Genomic DNA, 16,110 nt, shown 5'->3' on the forward strand with positions numbered 1-16,110 from the left:
ATTTATCAGATTATATCATCCTTCCAAATATTATCTGCTCTATGAGCTTCTTCAGGGGTTGAAGAAACTTTATGAACTATTAGTTTACCATCTTCTTCATATAAAACAAGTGTTTTAGGAGTTAATGAGATAGAATTTGCTATTGCAGCTTTTTCAAAATCTGATTTCCCTTTAACGTCTATATGCGATAAACCGGAGTACTTTTTTAAGAGTATCAAAGGCAAAAAAGAAAAGGCATTTTTGTACATTTTTAAAAGGCTACCCAAACTGTACGCCAATATTTGTATCGTCCCATAAGTAGTATTTTTAAAAAACAGGTTGGTAGTTCTAATTGTGATGATAACAACAAAAACTCCCAAAATTAAGGAAAGATCAGAAAAATCGTTAATTAGAACACTCCAAATTGTAAATAAAAAGATGTATGCCATATAAAACCACTTGCCTTATTGATAGGCTAAGTTACGACTGAGATTTCCAATCGTTTTAGATATATAACCGACAATTTCTTCCATTGTTTGTTTTATATCGTTTGTTTCAATTGAAAATCCAGCTGCTCGTGGATGACCGCCGCCACCATAATTAAGGGCGATCTTGGATACATCTGCCCACTTTTTGGATCTTAATGAAACATGATAAGAATCTTTTTCATATTCTTGAAATACAATAGCAATCTCAACGCCTCTTATGGATCGAAGATTTTCCACAAAAGAAGGCGAATCTTTTGGTAAAATGTTGTATTTGGAAAGCATATCCAGGGATAATAAAGAGTAAGCAATTTGGCCATTTAAGGCAAGTTTAAGATTGGAAATGACGTCTTTGTACAAATAGATCTGCTCTAATGGTATGTTATCTAATATGGTATTTGAAATATCGTTGATATTTGCTCCTTTTTCAATCAATTCAGTGACATCTTTGAAAACTAAAACGTCAGCATTTTGATATTTAAAGAAGCCGGTATCGGTTGCTATTCCCAACAAATTCATTGTGGCTAGTTCTTTGTCGTATTCAACATTTAAAGAACTTAATATTCTATAGACCATTTGAGCGGTTGAAGCCATCTTGGGGTCTACCCAGTTCAAATTTCCAAAATATGTATTTGTTACGTGGTGATCGATTAAAAGGACATGAAAAGCATTTAAAAATTTTTCAATTCTTCCTATTCTATCCGGTGAAGAACAGTCTAAAATTACCATAATATCGTAATTTTTATAAATTGTTTCTTCAATATCTTCGAACTTTTTGATCTTCGATTTAACCAAAGGGAATTGTAAAAGATATTCGGGAATTTCATCGTCGATGACGGCCGTCACATTTTTTCCCAATTTTTCTAATCCTAATGTCATCGATACTAAACTACTAACGTCATCTCCATCCGGGAGTATATGGCCTACTATCAAAATATTATCATTCTTACTTATTTCTTCTACGATATCTTTTAGGTTTTCGGACAACTTTTTTCCTCCATTCTTTTTAATGGTTTTCATTAAAATAATTTAATAGCGTTGTATACAACCTTTTCAAACTTTTCCTTTATTTTTTCAGTTATTCTAAGGACTTCTTCATGTCTTAAAGGTTGTGGGAGAATACCAGCAGCCATATTCGTAACAGCGGAAAATGAGATAACTTTTAAACCGACATGATTCGCCGCCATCACTTCTGGTAAGGTTGACATACCCACCAGGTCTGCTTCATACTTATCAAACATTCTAATTTCAGAAGGGGTTTCATAAGATGGACCCAAAGTCCATAAATAAGTCCCCTCTTTGAGTTCTATATTATCTTTCTTACATTTTTCAATAACGGTTTTCACCCATTTTTTGTCAACAGGATCAACTAAAGAAGGAAATCTTGGACCAAAATTCTCTAAATTAGGGCCTCTTAAAGGATTTTTGAATGTAAAATTGATGAAATCGACATCTACCACTATATCACCAGGAGAAAAAGTTCTGTTTATTCCTCCAGCTGCATTGGTTATTATCAAGCCTTTAACGCCTAAATTCTTCATCACATAAATAGGGAAAACAATATCTCTTAGTTCAATCCCTTCATAGGCGTGAAATCGTCCTTTTAATATGATGACAGGGATACCCTCTATGGTACCTATCACTAAAGATCCTTCATGCCCTACTACAGTTGATTGTGGGAAGAAAGGAATGTCTTTGTACTCAATCACCTTTGGATTTTCTACTTGATCCGCGATGTATCCAAGGCCAGAGCCTAATATTAATCCTAAAATTGGTTTTATTTCTGTACTTTCCTTAATGAATTGAGAAGCTTTTTCGATTTTGGTGGTCATATGTACCTCCTTAGGGCAAAAAATAAATTTAAAGATTTAAACCTTAATTTAGATTTCCTATTATTATATGCTTTGATTCATGTGACGTAAGGTTGATTACTTTTTCATTAACCAAAATTTCGATCATGTCATCGGTTTTCTTAATTACTTTTAGAGTTAAACCAGGATATATGCCTTTGTCCATTATGTTTTTTCTTAATGTAGAATCTCCTGAAATATCGTGTATTCTTGCAACTTCGGAAACATTCAAATCCCAGAGAGAAGTTTTGAAGTCATGAGGCATTTTCTTCTTATAATTTGAAATAAATTTCTTCGCTTCAGTTAACTCTATTGGGTTTCTTTTAAGGAATAACATCAATCCATCTAAAGAAATATAAAAATTATCATTCATGTGGTGCTCGATACCACAAGATAAGCTGTATGCTTCTTCTTTTGAAAGTCCTAAGACGTTGACAAAAAAATCTATAAGAATTATGTATCTTCTATAAACCTTTTCGGCGTTAAGCAAGCCTTTTTCCGTTAGTTTTACATAACCGTACCGTTCATGTTTAACATAACCATATTTTTCTAGTTTTCTAATGGCTTCAACTGAGGAAGCATCTTTTACCGACAATATTCGTGAAATATCTCTTACTCTTGGTATTTTTCCGTCGATATGTAAAATATAAATCGCTCTCAAATAATTTTCGAGGCTTTCTGAGATATTTTCAGCCAATATTTACTCTCCTTTTTTCAGTACTTCTCTGATGAACAAACCAGTTTCCATTCCCGTTTCAATTGTTTCCCCATCACATTCCACTATTGGAAAAGATGAAGTTTTCCCCTTCTTGACAACGGTAGCCTTCTTGCCGTTGTTTAAAATAACTTGGCTTCCTGTTGGGTACAACCCAACTATTGAAAAGAAAACACTTACATAATACGGATCAAAAATTAATCCCGAGTATCTTAAGAGAAAACTCATTGCATCGTATGGGGAGTTCCCTATTTCTATGTAGGAATCGTAGGCGTCTCCTATTTGTAATATTCTTACCAAGGGACTTATAGCGTTCTCTTTTAATCTCATAAAAATACCAGTTCCGTCGTAGCGTTCGTGGTGGGTAGAAATAGCATCTACAATTTCTTTTCCTATATTTTTTTGAATATTTTTTAATGTTTCATAAGCGGATACAATATGAGATCTGACCGTTACATCTTCTAGGTCTATATAATCAAATATCACTCTTTTTCCTATCAAGCTGTATCCAATGTCATGGAGCAAACACGTTTTTACAAGAGAGTCGAAGAATACATCTGGCATATTCAATTTTGAAGCAATTATAGAGGCAATAATCGATGTATTTATAGAATGAGAATTTAAAGCTTCGTTTCCTAGGGCATGGAATAAATTTAGTACGACGTCTTCAGTTTTTAAAAATTTCTTATAAATATCTTCGGCGAGAGAATCCAATTCTGAAGGATCATCCTTTAAATACGTTATATCTTTTACGAATTCAAAATGTTGATGCCATTCATTATATGTTTCCTCTTCTACAATAGGGGGAATATTTTCAAACTCTATGGAAATTTTTTCTTCAATCTTTTTTTCAATAAAATCATTTTCATCGTAAACATTTATGGTCTTTATGCCGTGACTTCTTAACCTGTTAATGTCAGTTGATTTTAAGACCGTTCCTTTTGGAATTAACAAAAGAGATTCTTTAAAAACATCTTCTGCAACTATTTGACCGGGTTTTAATTCATAAAAAGGGATTTTTTTCATAAAGAACACCCACCTTCAGGATTTTATTGATTGTTCGGTGAAAGTATCGAAACATATTTATTGTTAGAAAAAATATTGTTTGCCGTTTCAATAACGTTATGAATTTCAACCTTCTCTATATTTTTTATAAATTCTTCTATCGTCATGATTTTACCATAATTTACATACAAATCTAAAATATGTAGGGCCATAGATAAATTATTTTCTACTTCTAGAGTCAATTTACCGATTAATCTCTTTTTCCCGTAATTGAACCATTTTTCAATTTCTTTATTATTCTTGAGATCATCTACAACTTCCTGTATTTTTCCGAGTAGATTTTCTAGGTTTTTATCGGTTGTTGCCGCATAAAATAATAGCAAACCAGCTTTCGGATAAGTTTCATAATCAGATGTGACTTCGTAAGCTAAACCTTCTTCTTCTCTAATTTTTGAAAATAGCAGGGAACTCATTCCACTTCCCAGGAAGGTATTGAGTACTAGTGTAGAGTAATAAGATTTATCTAATTTAGAAGGTGCTTTAAATCCTTGAACTAAATAATTGCTAGCTAAATCATTTTTGTATTTTTTGATGAAGATTTCTTTGTCAACTACCGAAGGACTGGTGATGTTATTTTTAAAAGAGTTCAAATTTGCAATGCTCTTTATTCGGTTGAGTTGTTTCAATACTGATTCCTCATCGAACTTTCCTGATATTATGACTACTGTATTTTCCGGTTGATAGTATTTGTTGTGGAACTCTTCTATTGTTGTTTTCTTTATATTCATCACGGAATCTTTGTATCCCATTATAGGTCTTGAAAAGTTGTCATCGTATATATTTTTGTATAAGTTTTCAAATACAATGTTTATTGGTTCATCTTCATATGAAGAGATTTCTTCTAATATTATACCTTTTTCTTTTTCTATGTCTTCTTCTTTGAATAAAGGTTCATAAAGGATCTCTGACATGATTTCTAGTGTTTCATTCACTTTTAGAGAAGGTATCTTTGCAAAAAATACTGTGAAATTCTTTGAAGTGAAGGCATTTAAGACACCACCTACTTCTTCAATTGGTTGTTTAATTTCGAAGGTGTTTTTTCTTTTAGTTGCTCGAAAAGAAACATGTTCAATGAGATGAGATAATCCTGCATTTTCTTTTGTCTCTTTTGAGGAACCTACTTTCACACAAAAAAGTACGGACGCACTCATCATAGAATCCCTGTTAATAAGAATTACATCTAAACCATTGTCTAATATTTTATGAGTATACAAAGTTGGTTTTACCTCCATGTGCTAAAGAGTTTAAAATCATTTTTCTTAAATATTTTGTTTAAAAAAACACCAAATTTACGATATTTAATTATACCATAACATTATCAATTATATCTAACATATAATACAAACAATTGGATGGATGATTGTCCTAAGTAAGAATTTCGAAATTGGCTGTAAAGTTTTTCTCTGATTTTGGATTATAAAATAAGTATTAAAATTATTAGACATTTTAGGAATAAATGAGAGGAGAAACGAGGCAAAAACGCAAGAACTTTTTTATCCTTATGGGTATGGGGCGGGGAAAGGGTTGCTTTATATAAATTTTAGAATTTCTAAAGATAATATTTATGTATAATATTAATAAAAACATGCGGTTAAAAAGCCGCACGTTTGATTTTTTAATTTCCTTCTTTTAATTGCTTTAATTGGAATTTTCCTTGATCTTCAACCTTCATTACTTCAACTTTAACCTTATCACCAATTTTAAAGGTTTCAAGTTTGTCTTTCAAATTGGATACATGTAACATCCCAACCTTGCCTGGTAACACTTCTACAAATACACCGTACTTTTCGATCCTTTTCACTGTACCTTCAAAAATTCCACCTTTTTCTACTTCTGCGATTAAATTTTGAATATGCTTAATAGCTTTATCAACTTTGTTTGAATCTTGTCCGGTTATTTTGACTTTTCCATCATCTTCTATGTAAACTTCGACATTGTATAGTTCACTGATTTCTTTAATATTTTTCCCTCCGGGTCCAATTACTTCTCCTATTTTTGAAACGGGTATTTTGAACACTTTCATTATAGGAACGTATGGTGACAGCTCTTTGCGGGGTTGAGGGATAGTTTCATACATCTTATCCAAAATCTTTAACCTCGCTATTTTTGCTTTTTCTAAGGCCTTTTGAAGAACTTCTTTATTAACCTGGCTGGTTTTAACATCCATTTGAAAGGCTGTTATACCATCTCTAGTTCCTGCTACTTTAAAATCCATATCTCCGAGGTGATCCTCCATCCCTAAAATATCTGTTAAAACTACAAACTCATCGTTTTCAAAGATCAAACCCATGGCAATACCTGCCACATGTTTGTGGATAGGTACACCTGCATCCATTAAAGCCAAGGAAGCAGAACATACGCTAGCCATCGATGAAGAACCGTTAGATTCTAAAATATCTGAAACGACTCTAATAGTATAAGGAAACTCCTCATCGTTTGGGATAAGGTTTTTATGTGCCCTTTCTGCCAAATGTCCGTGGCCAATTTCTCTTCTGCTAACTCCTCTAAGCCTTTTTACTTCACCGGTTGAGAAAGGCGGAAAATTATAATGGAGCATAAATCTCTTTTCTTCGTCGCTGAATATAGTGTCAATAATTTGAACATCCAAAGGGGCACCTAATGTAACAGTTCCAAGAGATTGAGTTTCCCCTCTGGTAAAAAGTGCAGAACCGTGCACTCTCGGTATTAGTCCTACTTCACAGGTGATATCTCTAATTTCATCACAAGTTCTTCCATCGACTCTTTTATTCTCGTTAATTATCATCTTTCTCATCGATTCTTGAAGTTTTTCTTCAAAAGCATTTTCTAAGAAACGTTTTTTATCTTCAAAAAAGGCAACACTCCATTTTTCCAAAAATTTTTCTTCAAATTTTTTCATTACGTTCTTTTTATACTCTGATATGGCTTTATCCCTATTTTTTTTACCTTTTGTGAGCAGTACATTTTTTAATGCTTCTTCGTCTATGAGTGAGAGGTAATCTTCAACAAATTCCCCTGGAACTACTTCTTTTTGAACTTCCCATTTTTCAATGTTAAATTCTGAAAGAAACTCTTCTTCAATTGATATAATTTCTTTTATCTTTTCCTGTGCAAACATCAGGGCGTCGACCATCTCTTCCTCGGAAACTTCAAGTGATTCACCTTCTACCATTGTAACTGCATCTTTGGTTCCAGCAACGACCATATCGATTTTAGAATTTTTTAGTTGTTCTTGGTTTGGGAAGGCAACAAACTGTCCATCAACGTATCCTATCCTTACTCCGGCAACAATACCATTAAATGGGATAGGTGAAAGATTCAAGGCTAATGAAGCACCTGTTATACCCCATGTTTCAATACTGTCGTCATTCAGCATGGAAAATACCGTAGTTATTACTTGAACCTCATTGAAGAAATTCTCGGGGAACAAAGGTCTAATCGGTCTATCGATAAGTCTTGCAGCTAATATAGCTTCATCACTTGGCTTTCCTTCCCTTTTTATAAAACCTCCTGGAATTTTACCAACTGCGTAGAATTTTTCCTGAAATTCCACGGTTAACGGGAAAAAGTCCTGACCTCTTACTGCTTCTTCCGAAGCGTCTGCTGTAACTAATATAGTTGATTCGTTAAAAGTCAGCATCACAGAACCAAGAGATTGTTTGGCAACTTTACCATGTTCAATACGTAATTTTCTTCCAAACAGTTCTTTTTCCAATACTTTCATTCTCACACCTCCATTATAAAAACAAAACGGAGCTTATGCCCCGCTTTTTGAAAATTTGTTATCAACCTCTTATACCTAATTTATTGATAATCTCTTGATAAACTAAGGGTTTGCTTTTTCTCAAATATTTGAGCATCTTTCTTCTTTTCCCTACCATCATCATCAATCCACGTCTACTATGGTAATCTTTTGGGTGTTGTTTCAAATGTTCCGTTAAATGCTTGATTCTAGCAGAAAGTAGAGCTATTTGCACTTCTACAGAACCAGTATCTTTGTCGTTGATTTTAAATTCCTCAATAAGCTCTTCTTTTTTTTCGGGGTCCAATCCTCTAGACATCTTTTCTATAACCTCCTGCAATCTATTCCTTTAACCAAGTAAAGGGGTTACGCCCTAAACTGAGTTAAAGGTACTGAATATATTATACAATTATATCTTCATTTTGTCAAATCTATCGATTGAGTTGATGGTGCCTGATCTTCGTTGATGTATTCCCGAATTGCGTGCGAAGCAGCTATAGCTCCATCGGATACCGCAGTTACAATTTGTCTGAGTTCCTTTTTTCTTACATCTCCTACTGCATAAATACCTTTAACTTTTGTTTCCATATTCTCATCTGTAATTAAGAAGCCATATTCGTCAAAATCGAAAAGATCTGTGTTTAAAAAGCTTGTTTCTGGAACTAATCCAACGAAAACAAAAACTCCATCGAAAGGCTCTTCGTACACTTCACCACTTTTTAGATTTTTAATGACCAAACTTTCGACTTTATCTTTTCCTTTAATTTCTTCAACGACTGAATTCCATTTAAATTTTATGTTATTACGAGAAAAGGCTCTATCTTGATAAAGTTTATCTGCTCTAAGTTTTTCTCTTCTGTGAATTATATAAACTTCTTTAGCTATGTTTGATAAATAAACCGCTTCCTCTACAGCTGTATTTCCTCCTCCCACGACGGCAACTTTTTTATTCTTAAAAAAATGGCCATCGCACGAGGCACAATAAGAAACGCCTCTGGAAGAAAATTCCTCTTCACCTTTAACTCCCAATTTTCGAGGGTTAGATCCGCTTGCTATTATTATTGCTTTTGATTTGATTGTTTTTCCGTTTTCCATAACAACTGTTTTATTGGAGCCTTCATCCTTATCTGACGTGAGGCCATCTATCAATTCTATTACCTTTCCATCATAGAATTCGGCTCCGAAGTGCTCTGCATGATCTTTCATTAAAGAGGAGAGTTCTTCACCTTTTATCGTTTTAAATCCTGGATAATTTTCTATAATATCTGTTAAATTCATTTGGCCACCTTCAATTGCTTTTTCAATTACAAGGGCAGAAGCTCCACCCTGTAAGGCATATATAGCAGCTGAAATTCCGGCCGGACCGCCACCGATTATTACAATGTCGTATTCTTGTTTTATTTCCGATTTTTTGTTGACCCCTTCAACGTTAAAAAACATCTGAGAACCTCCTTCAACTGTGTTATTCAACAGCTTTTAAAACTTCTTCCACAAAACTATTTTCAGGGTAGGCTCCCACAAACTCACCTTTTTTTACCCAATCTTCGTTTTCTTTTACTTCTATCACTGTGTGTGGGACGGAACTGACACCATATTCAAAAGATATTCGATCGAATTCGTTAGCTTCTATCATTTCCCCTGTTATATTAGGGTTTAACATAGCTGCTTGGTGAGCCGCAAAAACAGCCCTAGGACAGTATGGGCAAGTTGGAGTCACAAAAACTCTGATTCTCATCTTTTTATCTATCTGCGATAGTTTTTCTTTATTTTCGTCGCTGAAAGAGTTCACACTATTATTAGAAACAGCTATGATATTTTGAAGAAGGGTAGTGAACTCATAGCCCGAAGGGATCCCGTAATATCGAATTCCGTAATCGTTCCCTTCACTATCTAATATTAGTATAGCCGGTATTAAATCTTTTTCAATATCGTACTTGTTAACTTCTTCAGAATCAGAATGGTAGATGTCAACCTTTATTCTTTCATCTAATTCCTTGAGCTCTCCAAGTAACTGTTCAACTATTTCTGAGTATTCTCCGTCATTTTTGATCAAGAGTATTTGAACGGGTTCTGTCAATTCCTCTAAAATCTCTTTTACCTTATTTTGTGTTTCTTTGTCCATCAATTTTTCCATATTTTAAAAACCTCCATCTAATTTAGTATTGTATATACCCTATATAGGTATATTAACATATTTTGATTTAATCTAATTTAAAATTCTATATGTTTTGTTAATTTTTGATGATTTAACAATCGTTGTAAAAAATAAAAGGATCGCTGGTATTATTATTATCATCGGATTTAATATTATGGGGACTGACAAAAATAGTTTATCCATGAAATAATAAAAAGATACGGCAAAAAGAAACGCCTCAACTCCTCTCGTTAAGATTTTCTTTGAGAGAAAATTACTGAAATATGTTTTTTTTGAATAACCGAAAGAGAGAATCGTTATTTTAAACCTTTCATGATATTTTTTAGTAGCTGCGTCAAACGATCTAAGATAAAATAAGAACAAGATAAAAAATACAATTATTTCCATTAATATCGTTAAATCATTTAAATACTTCAAATAAAAACATACGAGCAAAAATGATGTCAAGCCGTATATGTTAAAATAATCTACGAAATGATAGGGTTCTTTATTTTTCATGATCAGAAATTTAATAACAGCAAAGGCTATTAAAAAGCTAATTGCATTGATAAACAATGACTTTAATAATACCATAAAAATTACCTCAGAGATTTATTCTTTATTTTCTGGATTGCTATCAGAGATTGTATCGTTTTTCGAAATGTCTGCCATAGCAGCTACAGAACTCAATATTCCTGAAATTTCATAAGGCATGAAGACCTTTGTTGATTTTCCGTCTGATATTGCTTTTAATGCCTCAAAATATCTTATTGTTATTAAATCTTTTGTAGGATTACCCTTATGGATTGAGTTGAAAACTTTAAGGATTGCTTCGGCTTCTCCATCTGCTTCGATACTCAATTTATACTTTTGGGCGTCTGCTTTTTTCTTAACGGCTTCTGCTTCACCTTCTGCTTTTAGTATCGCGGCATTTCTATCACCTTCCGCTTTGGTAATTTCTGATTGTTTGTACCCTTCAGCCTCTAAGATCACAGCTCTTTTCATTCTTTCTGCTTTCATTTGTTTGCTCATTGCATCCATAATGTCTTGAGGTGGATCGATCTTTTTAATCTCTACTCTGGTGATTCTTACTCCCCATTTATCGGTGGCTTCATCTAATACTTCTCTGAGTTTTGTGTTGATTCTTTCCCTAGAGGTTAATGTTTGGTCTAATTCTAATTCACCGATGACGTTCCTTAAATTTGTTTGAGCTAATTTAACAGCAGCAGATGTAAAATCTCCAACGTTGTAAACTACTCTATAAGCATCAGTTACCTCATAATATATAACAGCATCAACAGTAACTATAACGTTATCCCTAGTGATAACCTCTTGAGGTGGAACGTCGATTACCATTTCTCTTAAATCTACTTTGGTTATTCTTTCTATGAAAGGCATGATGAAATTTAATCCAGAATCAACCTGTCTATGAAACTTCCCTAATCTTTCTACCAAACCTTTTTCGTAAGGACGTATAATTTTCAAACTCATTGCTGCGATAAAAATCAAAAACAAAACTACTATTATCAATATTACCAACATTGTTCTCCCCACCTTTCTTTTTCAAATTGTGTCCATCAAAAAACATTCTATTCCTCGATGTCTTTTTTTTGATTATTTTCAAAGGCTTTGATTTTTTTTATATATACAAAATTAGCGCTTTTTTTTGTTATTATAACATCATCGCCCACATTAAAATAGTTTTCTTCATCTTCCGGATACGCTCTCCATTCGTCGCCTTTTATTTTAACGATGATTCTTCCTTTATCATCAATCTTATCAACCTTAGCTTTCATACCAACAAATTGATCTTGATAAGGTTTTATAGTAGAAGAACCTTTGTACATATTTTGTACAATTTTTCTTGTTGAGATCCACAACAAAAAAGAAACGATTAAGAATATTAGCAAATTTAAAACAACCGATGAAATAAATAAAGATGTAATAGCTGCTATTCCAGCTCCTATGGCGAACCATAGAAAGAAAAAAGATGGAAGTATAGCTTCAGCCACCGCAAAAATTATTGCAAAAATAACCCACACACCCCATTGACCCATAATTATCACCTCATATTTACTTTAGATTTTGAAAACTCTTTCTGGGTGGACGATATTTATTTGTATATTCGGAAATTCTTCATTCAATTCTTCTTTGGCCAACTTAATTTTACTGTTGTACCTACTTGAGACATGGTATATAATAACTCTTTTAGGCTTGGAGATGTTTATTAATTTTTTTAATTCTGATAGAGAGGTATGGTTTCTAATTTTTCTGTCACTTTCATCAAAAAAGGTACATTCATGAATTAACGTTCCACAATCTTTTGCGAAATCAGGTGGAATAGGTAGGGAATCCCCGCTTATGGTTAATATGTTGGCAGTATAGTTTTCTAAGATGTCTTCTTTTTTATTGATTATTAAATCTTTTATTTCTGACTCTTTTAGGTCCCTATACTCTTGTTTTAGTCTTTTTCTTTGTTCCAAAATTTGGTAACCAAAAGAGATTTCTCCAGGGGTGTGTCTTGTTTTAAAGGGTTTTATAAATCTTTTGTTGTTTAGAGGGATCGTATCCGATAACGTTATTTCCGTAAAATTTATTTCGTATCTTAATCTTCTATTCATTTTACCTATAAAGTTTAAATACTCAGTAATATTTTCCGATCCCTTTGGATAGTAAATTGCTAGTTTTTTATTTCTGTTCCCCATAGCGTTATTACGAGTATTAACGATTCCCCACAATCCAGCTATATGGTCTACGTGGGAGTGTGTTAAAATAATCTTTTCGATTCCATATATTTTGTTTCCTAACTCTGCACTAACACCTTCACCTGCATCGAAAAGTATTCTATCTGGCTTATAAAAAACCCAAGTCGTATACAATGCCTTTGATCTTATTAAAAACTCCAACTATCACAACTCCCATTGTAATTTTGTTAGTTTTCTGATTTTATTTCTACCTTTATTTCTCCTCTCACACCTTGAGGAAGTTTCACTTTTAAAGTGTGAGTTCCTAATTCTTTTATGTTTACCTTTTCATCAAACCAAGTTTTTTCAAACTTTTCACCGAGTAATTCTTCTATTTTCTCGGATATGTCTTGAGCTGTTACAGCACCAAAAAGCTTGCCTTTTTCTCCAGATTTTGCTTTTATTTCTATTTTTGTATCTTTTAATTTTTCTAAAATTTCTTCGCTTCTTTTCTTTAGATTTTCCTTCTTCTTGTCTTCTATTTTTTTGCTTTCCTTGATGTGCTTTATATAACCGTCGGTTGCTTCAACAGCCAAATTCTTTGGAATCAGATAATTCCTTGCGTATCCATCAGAAACTTCTTTTATTTCACCTTTTTTCCCTAATTTTGCCACATCTTCTAATAACAATACTTTCATCTGTAAAAACACCCCTTTATACAATTTTATCATAATTAGGTAAAAAACACATCTTCAAAAAAAATAGATAGAGGAATCCCTCTATCTATTGTATTTGCGATGTAAATTGTCGCCTCACTCGTTCACATAAGGAACCAACATCATTTTTCTAGCACGATGAATCGCTCTTCGAACCATTCTTTGATGTTTGGCACAATTTCCATTGATCCTTTTTGGAAGGATTTTTCCCTTATCGTTCATAAACTCTTTCAATTTTCTCACATCTTTGTAATCAATATATTCAACGTTATCTCTGCATAATTTGCATTTTTTTACTTTCTTTCTTTCCCTTTTAACGTAAGCCATCCTATTTAAAACCTCCGTTTTCCCAATTGTTATTTTCTTTCCCGTTACTATTTTTATTAAAAACTTACTTTTAAATTTTCTTCAGATCAAATAGGTTTATCATCTGAAGAAAGATGGTTTTCAAGATCACTAAAGCTTTCTTCTAAAAGCTCATCGTTCTCGAGTATAGCGCCATCATCTATTTCTTCAATCGGATCGGTATCTGAAACTCTATCTTTATCGAAAAATCCCTCTTCTACTGTAATGTCCATGTCAGAAAATTCGTTAGCCTGTTCAGCCTTTTTTGTTTCCATAAAATTCATTCTATTCGCCCAAATTTCTGCAGTTTCTCTTTTAATATTATCTCTATCTGTCCATTGATTGATATGAAGTGATCCTTCCACCAGGATCAACTTCCCTTTTTTTAAATAGTTTGATGCAAAATCTGCTTGTTTACCAAAAGCCACAATTCTTATGAAATCTGTACCATCTTGATTATTTGAAGTACGTCTATCAACAGCTAAATGAAAGTTTGCCACGTTATTTCCATTCATAGTAGAACGTATCTCTGGATCTCTGGTTAATCTCCCAACCAAAATAACTTTGTTATAAGAAATAGACATAAAAAACACTTCCTAATTTTCGTTAAATTTCTTCAGAAGTTTCTGGCTCTTCTACTTTTATTTTTGCTTCTTTTTGAGTTTTTCTTACTTTTTTCTCAAGATCTTCTCTTCTAATCGTTTGGAACCTAAAAATCTCTTGGTTAACTTTAAAAAGATCATCCAGTTGGTTAACCTTTTCTGGATCAGCTTTGTATATGATGTAAGTGTAATCTCCTTCTGTAAATTTACCTTTTTGAGTCCTATAGGCTAATTTTCTTACACCCCATCTCGTGAACTCTTCGACTTCACCTTCCAGTTGGCCTTCTATCCAACCTCTCACCTTTTCTGCCAAAGCATTTCTTTCCTCTTCAGGAATGTCTGTTCTAACGACAAACATGGTTTCGTAGTATCTTTTTCCCATTTTATACCTCCTCCTATGGTCTTAGGCCTCTGAACTTATCAGAAGCAGGATTTTTTCATGTGCAATTATAACAGAAAATCTAAGTAAGGTTATTGTTTTTATTTAAAAATTATATTAAAATTCTATACCAAATCCAAAGTTTAGTCTTAAAATATTTTCATCTTGAGTTGAAGGTTCGAAAGTATCTGTAACTTCATTGAATTCTAATTTATTTTGTATTACTCCCATATCAGCTGATAGGTTAAACTCTAGGTTGTTAAAATAGAAGTTTGTTGCTATGGTATACACATATCGTTTTTCCAAAAGTGGCTCATCCAAAAGGTAGGTACCTTCGAGTGGGGCAGTATCCTTAGTTGGCGATTTACTTCCAGAAAACACCGTTTCAAAAGAAGAATAAAGGTTGAACCAGTTATTGTACGTATAATCATAGTCAACCATGAGAGAAACCGTGTTTTCACCGTATTTATATCCGATGTAGTTATCTGTGTAATCTATAATCTTCTCATCATCATAAATACTTTCTGGATAGATAGTGTAACCTAGCCCGCCTCCTGGCTGAAAAGTGTATCGAGTAGCAAAGGCACCGTAAACACCAAAAGTTCCTAAGTTGCTTATTAGGTTTAATCCTGAAGAAAAGGCTACTTTGTCGGGATTTTGGAAGCCCTCTGGATCGAAAAACCTGTTGGTGTTGAAATCGTCTACTAATAGTTGAGAGTAAATATAGTAATTAGATTCCTTGTAATCAAAGAAGAACCCCATTATTGAGTTATCGTTTATAGCTTCAGACCAAGGCATCCCATTTTTTTTGGCTCTAATCTCTTGAGCAAAATATGCGGGCATTGGATTTAAAAAATAAAAAAAGTCAAAGGCCCTGTTGTAAACGAGCACATCTTGATAACCTACTCTGAAATTGCCAAATTTCAATCCATACGTTTTGTAATTCATTGCTTTAGGAGCAAAATTGGTGTTATTTTCACTTACCAATTGAACCCACATGGTTTCAAAAAAGAAATGTTCATCTTCATAACCTACATCTAAATTGACAAGAGGAATCTTATTGGAAGAAAAGAACAATGAATAAGGAGAATTTACCTCATCTTTTAGTTGCTTTATACCACCACTCAACTCAAGGGTTTGATCGTCGTTTCTAAGGGTGATATAACTATTTTCAATCAAAAAATAATGATCCCAATAATAATCTGACTCATAAAAATAATATTTATCATCGTTGTAGAAGGCTAACTCGCTTGTGATATCAAAGTTTGGAGTGTAATTGTATAATTTTATACCTATCCTGTCAGTGAAGGTTTCTTCATCGTAATTATCGTATGTTCCTTGAAAGTCAAGTTCTAAATTTATTGAAAATCCAAGTGAAAAAAGTAAAAGAATCGTTAAAGTGGGAAACAAAGTTTTTTTGTACATTTTATACCCC

The 16,110-nt window shown here is 33.1% G+C and carries 19 protein-coding genes; all 19 read right to left on the reverse strand.

All coding sequences use genetic code 11. The features are described 5' to 3' along the window. Nucleotides 1–5: 5 nt before the first annotated feature. The 19 genes from X927_RS09205 to X927_RS09295 all read right to left on the reverse strand — a co-directional run bounded on the left by X927_RS09205 (nucleotide 6) and on the right by X927_RS09295 (nucleotide 16,100). Nucleotides 6–428, reverse strand: a complete 423-nt coding sequence (locus X927_RS09205) for a Na+/H+ antiporter subunit E (RefSeq protein ID WP_103077764.1) — start codon at nucleotides 426–428, stop codon at nucleotides 6–8. A 15-nt stretch (nucleotides 429–443) separates the two neighbouring features. Next, nucleotides 444–1,451, reverse strand: coding sequence for a DHH family phosphoesterase (locus tag X927_RS09210; protein ID WP_103077765.1), 1,008 nt, complete (start codon nucleotides 1,449–1,451; stop codon nucleotides 444–446). Nucleotides 1,452–1,483: 32 nt separating this feature from the next. Next, nucleotides 1,484–2,296 carry a purine-nucleoside phosphorylase gene (locus X927_RS09215; RefSeq protein ID WP_103077766.1) on the reverse strand — a complete coding sequence of 271 codons (813 nt, stop codon included), beginning with the start codon at nucleotides 2,294–2,296 and terminating at the stop codon, nucleotides 1,484–1,486. A gap of 43 nt (nucleotides 2,297–2,339) precedes the next feature. Beyond that, nucleotides 2,340–3,011, reverse strand: coding sequence for a metal-dependent transcriptional regulator (locus X927_RS09220; protein ID WP_103077767.1), 672 nt, complete (start codon nucleotides 3,009–3,011; stop codon nucleotides 2,340–2,342). A 3-nt stretch (nucleotides 3,012–3,014) separates the two neighbouring features. Further along, complete coding sequence (locus X927_RS09225; protein WP_103077768.1) at nucleotides 3,015–4,055, reverse strand: HD-GYP domain-containing protein; 1,041 nt, start codon at nucleotides 4,053–4,055, stop codon at nucleotides 3,015–3,017. Between the two features lie 23 nt (nucleotides 4,056–4,078). Next, the gene (locus X927_RS09230) at nucleotides 4,079–5,308 is read right to left on the reverse strand and encodes a M16 family metallopeptidase (protein ID WP_169925221.1); all 1,230 of its coding nucleotides are present in this window, start codon (nucleotides 5,306–5,308) and stop codon (nucleotides 4,079–4,081) included. Nucleotides 5,309–5,709: 401 nt separating this feature from the next. After that, nucleotides 5,710–7,797 (reverse strand): polyribonucleotide nucleotidyltransferase, encoded by a 2,088-nt coding sequence (locus tag X927_RS09235; RefSeq protein ID WP_103077770.1) that lies wholly within the window; start codon nucleotides 7,795–7,797, stop codon nucleotides 5,710–5,712. A gap of 61 nt (nucleotides 7,798–7,858) precedes the next feature. Next, complete coding sequence (gene rpsO, locus X927_RS09240) at nucleotides 7,859–8,134, reverse strand: 30S ribosomal protein S15 (protein ID WP_103077771.1); 276 nt, start codon at nucleotides 8,132–8,134, stop codon at nucleotides 7,859–7,861. 98 nt (nucleotides 8,135–8,232) lie between these two features. Then, nucleotides 8,233–9,255 carry a thioredoxin-disulfide reductase gene (trxB, locus tag X927_RS09245; protein ID WP_103077772.1) on the reverse strand — a complete coding sequence of 341 codons (1,023 nt, stop codon included), beginning with the start codon at nucleotides 9,253–9,255 and terminating at the stop codon, nucleotides 8,233–8,235. A 22-nt stretch (nucleotides 9,256–9,277) separates the two neighbouring features. After that, nucleotides 9,278–9,949 carry a protein disulfide oxidoreductase gene (gene pdo / locus X927_RS09250; protein ID WP_103077773.1) on the reverse strand — a complete coding sequence of 224 codons (672 nt, stop codon included), beginning with the start codon at nucleotides 9,947–9,949 and terminating at the stop codon, nucleotides 9,278–9,280. Nucleotides 9,950–10,021: 72 nt separating this feature from the next. Then, nucleotides 10,022–10,543 (reverse strand): hypothetical protein, encoded by a 522-nt coding sequence (locus tag X927_RS09255; protein WP_103077774.1) that lies wholly within the window; start codon nucleotides 10,541–10,543, stop codon nucleotides 10,022–10,024. Nucleotides 10,544–10,561: 18 nt separating this feature from the next. After that, nucleotides 10,562–11,491, reverse strand: a complete 930-nt coding sequence (locus tag X927_RS09260; RefSeq protein ID WP_103077775.1) for an SPFH domain-containing protein — start codon at nucleotides 11,489–11,491, stop codon at nucleotides 10,562–10,564. 47 nt (nucleotides 11,492–11,538) lie between these two features. After that, nucleotides 11,539–12,006, reverse strand: coding sequence for an NfeD family protein (locus X927_RS09265; RefSeq protein ID WP_103077776.1), 468 nt, complete (start codon nucleotides 12,004–12,006; stop codon nucleotides 11,539–11,541). 21 nt (nucleotides 12,007–12,027) lie between these two features. After that, nucleotides 12,028–12,855, reverse strand: a complete 828-nt coding sequence (locus X927_RS09270; protein ID WP_103077777.1) for an MBL fold metallo-hydrolase — start codon at nucleotides 12,853–12,855, stop codon at nucleotides 12,028–12,030. Between the two features lie 26 nt (nucleotides 12,856–12,881). Next, nucleotides 12,882–13,331, reverse strand: a complete 450-nt coding sequence (gene rplI, locus X927_RS09275) for a 50S ribosomal protein L9 (RefSeq protein WP_103077778.1) — start codon at nucleotides 13,329–13,331, stop codon at nucleotides 12,882–12,884. Nucleotides 13,332–13,445: 114 nt separating this feature from the next. Next, the gene (gene rpsR, locus X927_RS09280; protein WP_103077779.1) at nucleotides 13,446–13,676 is read right to left on the reverse strand and encodes a 30S ribosomal protein S18; all 231 of its coding nucleotides are present in this window, start codon (nucleotides 13,674–13,676) and stop codon (nucleotides 13,446–13,448) included. Nucleotides 13,677–13,762: 86 nt separating this feature from the next. After that, nucleotides 13,763–14,278, reverse strand: coding sequence for a single-stranded DNA-binding protein (locus X927_RS09285; protein ID WP_103077780.1), 516 nt, complete (start codon nucleotides 14,276–14,278; stop codon nucleotides 13,763–13,765). A 22-nt stretch (nucleotides 14,279–14,300) separates the two neighbouring features. Further along, nucleotides 14,301–14,678 (reverse strand): 30S ribosomal protein S6, encoded by a 378-nt coding sequence (rpsF, locus tag X927_RS09290; RefSeq protein ID WP_103077781.1) that lies wholly within the window; start codon nucleotides 14,676–14,678, stop codon nucleotides 14,301–14,303. 114 nt (nucleotides 14,679–14,792) lie between these two features. Continuing rightward, nucleotides 14,793–16,100 carry a hypothetical protein gene (locus X927_RS09295; protein WP_103077782.1) on the reverse strand — a complete coding sequence of 436 codons (1,308 nt, stop codon included), beginning with the start codon at nucleotides 16,098–16,100 and terminating at the stop codon, nucleotides 14,793–14,795. Nucleotides 16,101–16,110: the final 10 nt, after the last annotated feature.

It is taken from the genome of Petrotoga mexicana DSM 14811 (assembly GCF_002895565.1).
Taxonomy (GTDB): domain Bacteria; phylum Thermotogota; class Thermotogae; order Petrotogales; family Petrotogaceae; genus Petrotoga; species Petrotoga mexicana.

Bases quoted from the DNA above. Each gene is read 5' to 3' on its own strand.
- X927_RS09295 (WP_103077782.1), bottom strand. From the start codon at position 16,100: ATGTACAAAAAAACTTTGTTTCCCACTTTAACGATTCTTTTACTTTTT.
- X927_RS09260 (WP_103077775.1), bottom strand. From the start codon at position 11,491: ATGTTGGTAATATTGATAATAGTAGTTTTGTTTTTGATTTTTATCGCA.
- rpsR (WP_103077779.1), bottom strand. From the start codon at position 13,676: ATGGCTTACGTTAAAAGGGAAAGAAAGAAAGTAAAAAAATGCAAATTA.
- pdo (WP_103077773.1), bottom strand. From the start codon at position 9,949: ATGGAAAAATTGATGGACAAAGAAACACAAAATAAGGTAAAAGAGATT.
- X927_RS09225 (WP_103077768.1), bottom strand. From the start codon at position 4,055: ATGAAAAAAATCCCTTTTTATGAATTAAAACCCGGTCAAATAGTTGCA.
- trxB (WP_103077772.1), bottom strand. From the start codon at position 9,255: ATGTTTTTTAACGTTGAAGGGGTCAACAAAAAATCGGAAATAAAACAA.
- rpsO (WP_103077771.1), bottom strand. From the start codon at position 8,134: ATGTCTAGAGGATTGGACCCCGAAAAAAAAGAAGAGCTTATTGAGGAA.
- X927_RS09265 (WP_103077776.1), bottom strand. From the start codon at position 12,006: ATGGGTCAATGGGGTGTGTGGGTTATTTTTGCAATAATTTTTGCGGTG.
- rplI (WP_103077778.1), bottom strand. From the start codon at position 13,331: ATGAAAGTATTGTTATTAGAAGATGTGGCAAAATTAGGGAAAAAAGGT.
- X927_RS09285 (WP_103077780.1), bottom strand. From the start codon at position 14,278: ATGTCTATTTCTTATAACAAAGTTATTTTGGTTGGGAGATTAACCAGA.
- X927_RS09255 (WP_103077774.1), bottom strand. From the start codon at position 10,543: ATGGTATTATTAAAGTCATTGTTTATCAATGCAATTAGCTTTTTAATA.
- rpsF (WP_103077781.1), bottom strand. From the start codon at position 14,678: ATGGGAAAAAGATACTACGAAACCATGTTTGTCGTTAGAACAGACATT.
- X927_RS09235 (WP_103077770.1), bottom strand. From the start codon at position 7,797: ATGAAAGTATTGGAAAAAGAACTGTTTGGAAGAAAATTACGTATTGAA.
- X927_RS09205 (WP_103077764.1), bottom strand. From the start codon at position 428: ATGGCATACATCTTTTTATTTACAATTTGGAGTGTTCTAATTAACGAT.
- X927_RS09215 (WP_103077766.1), bottom strand. From the start codon at position 2,296: ATGACCACCAAAATCGAAAAAGCTTCTCAATTCATTAAGGAAAGTACA.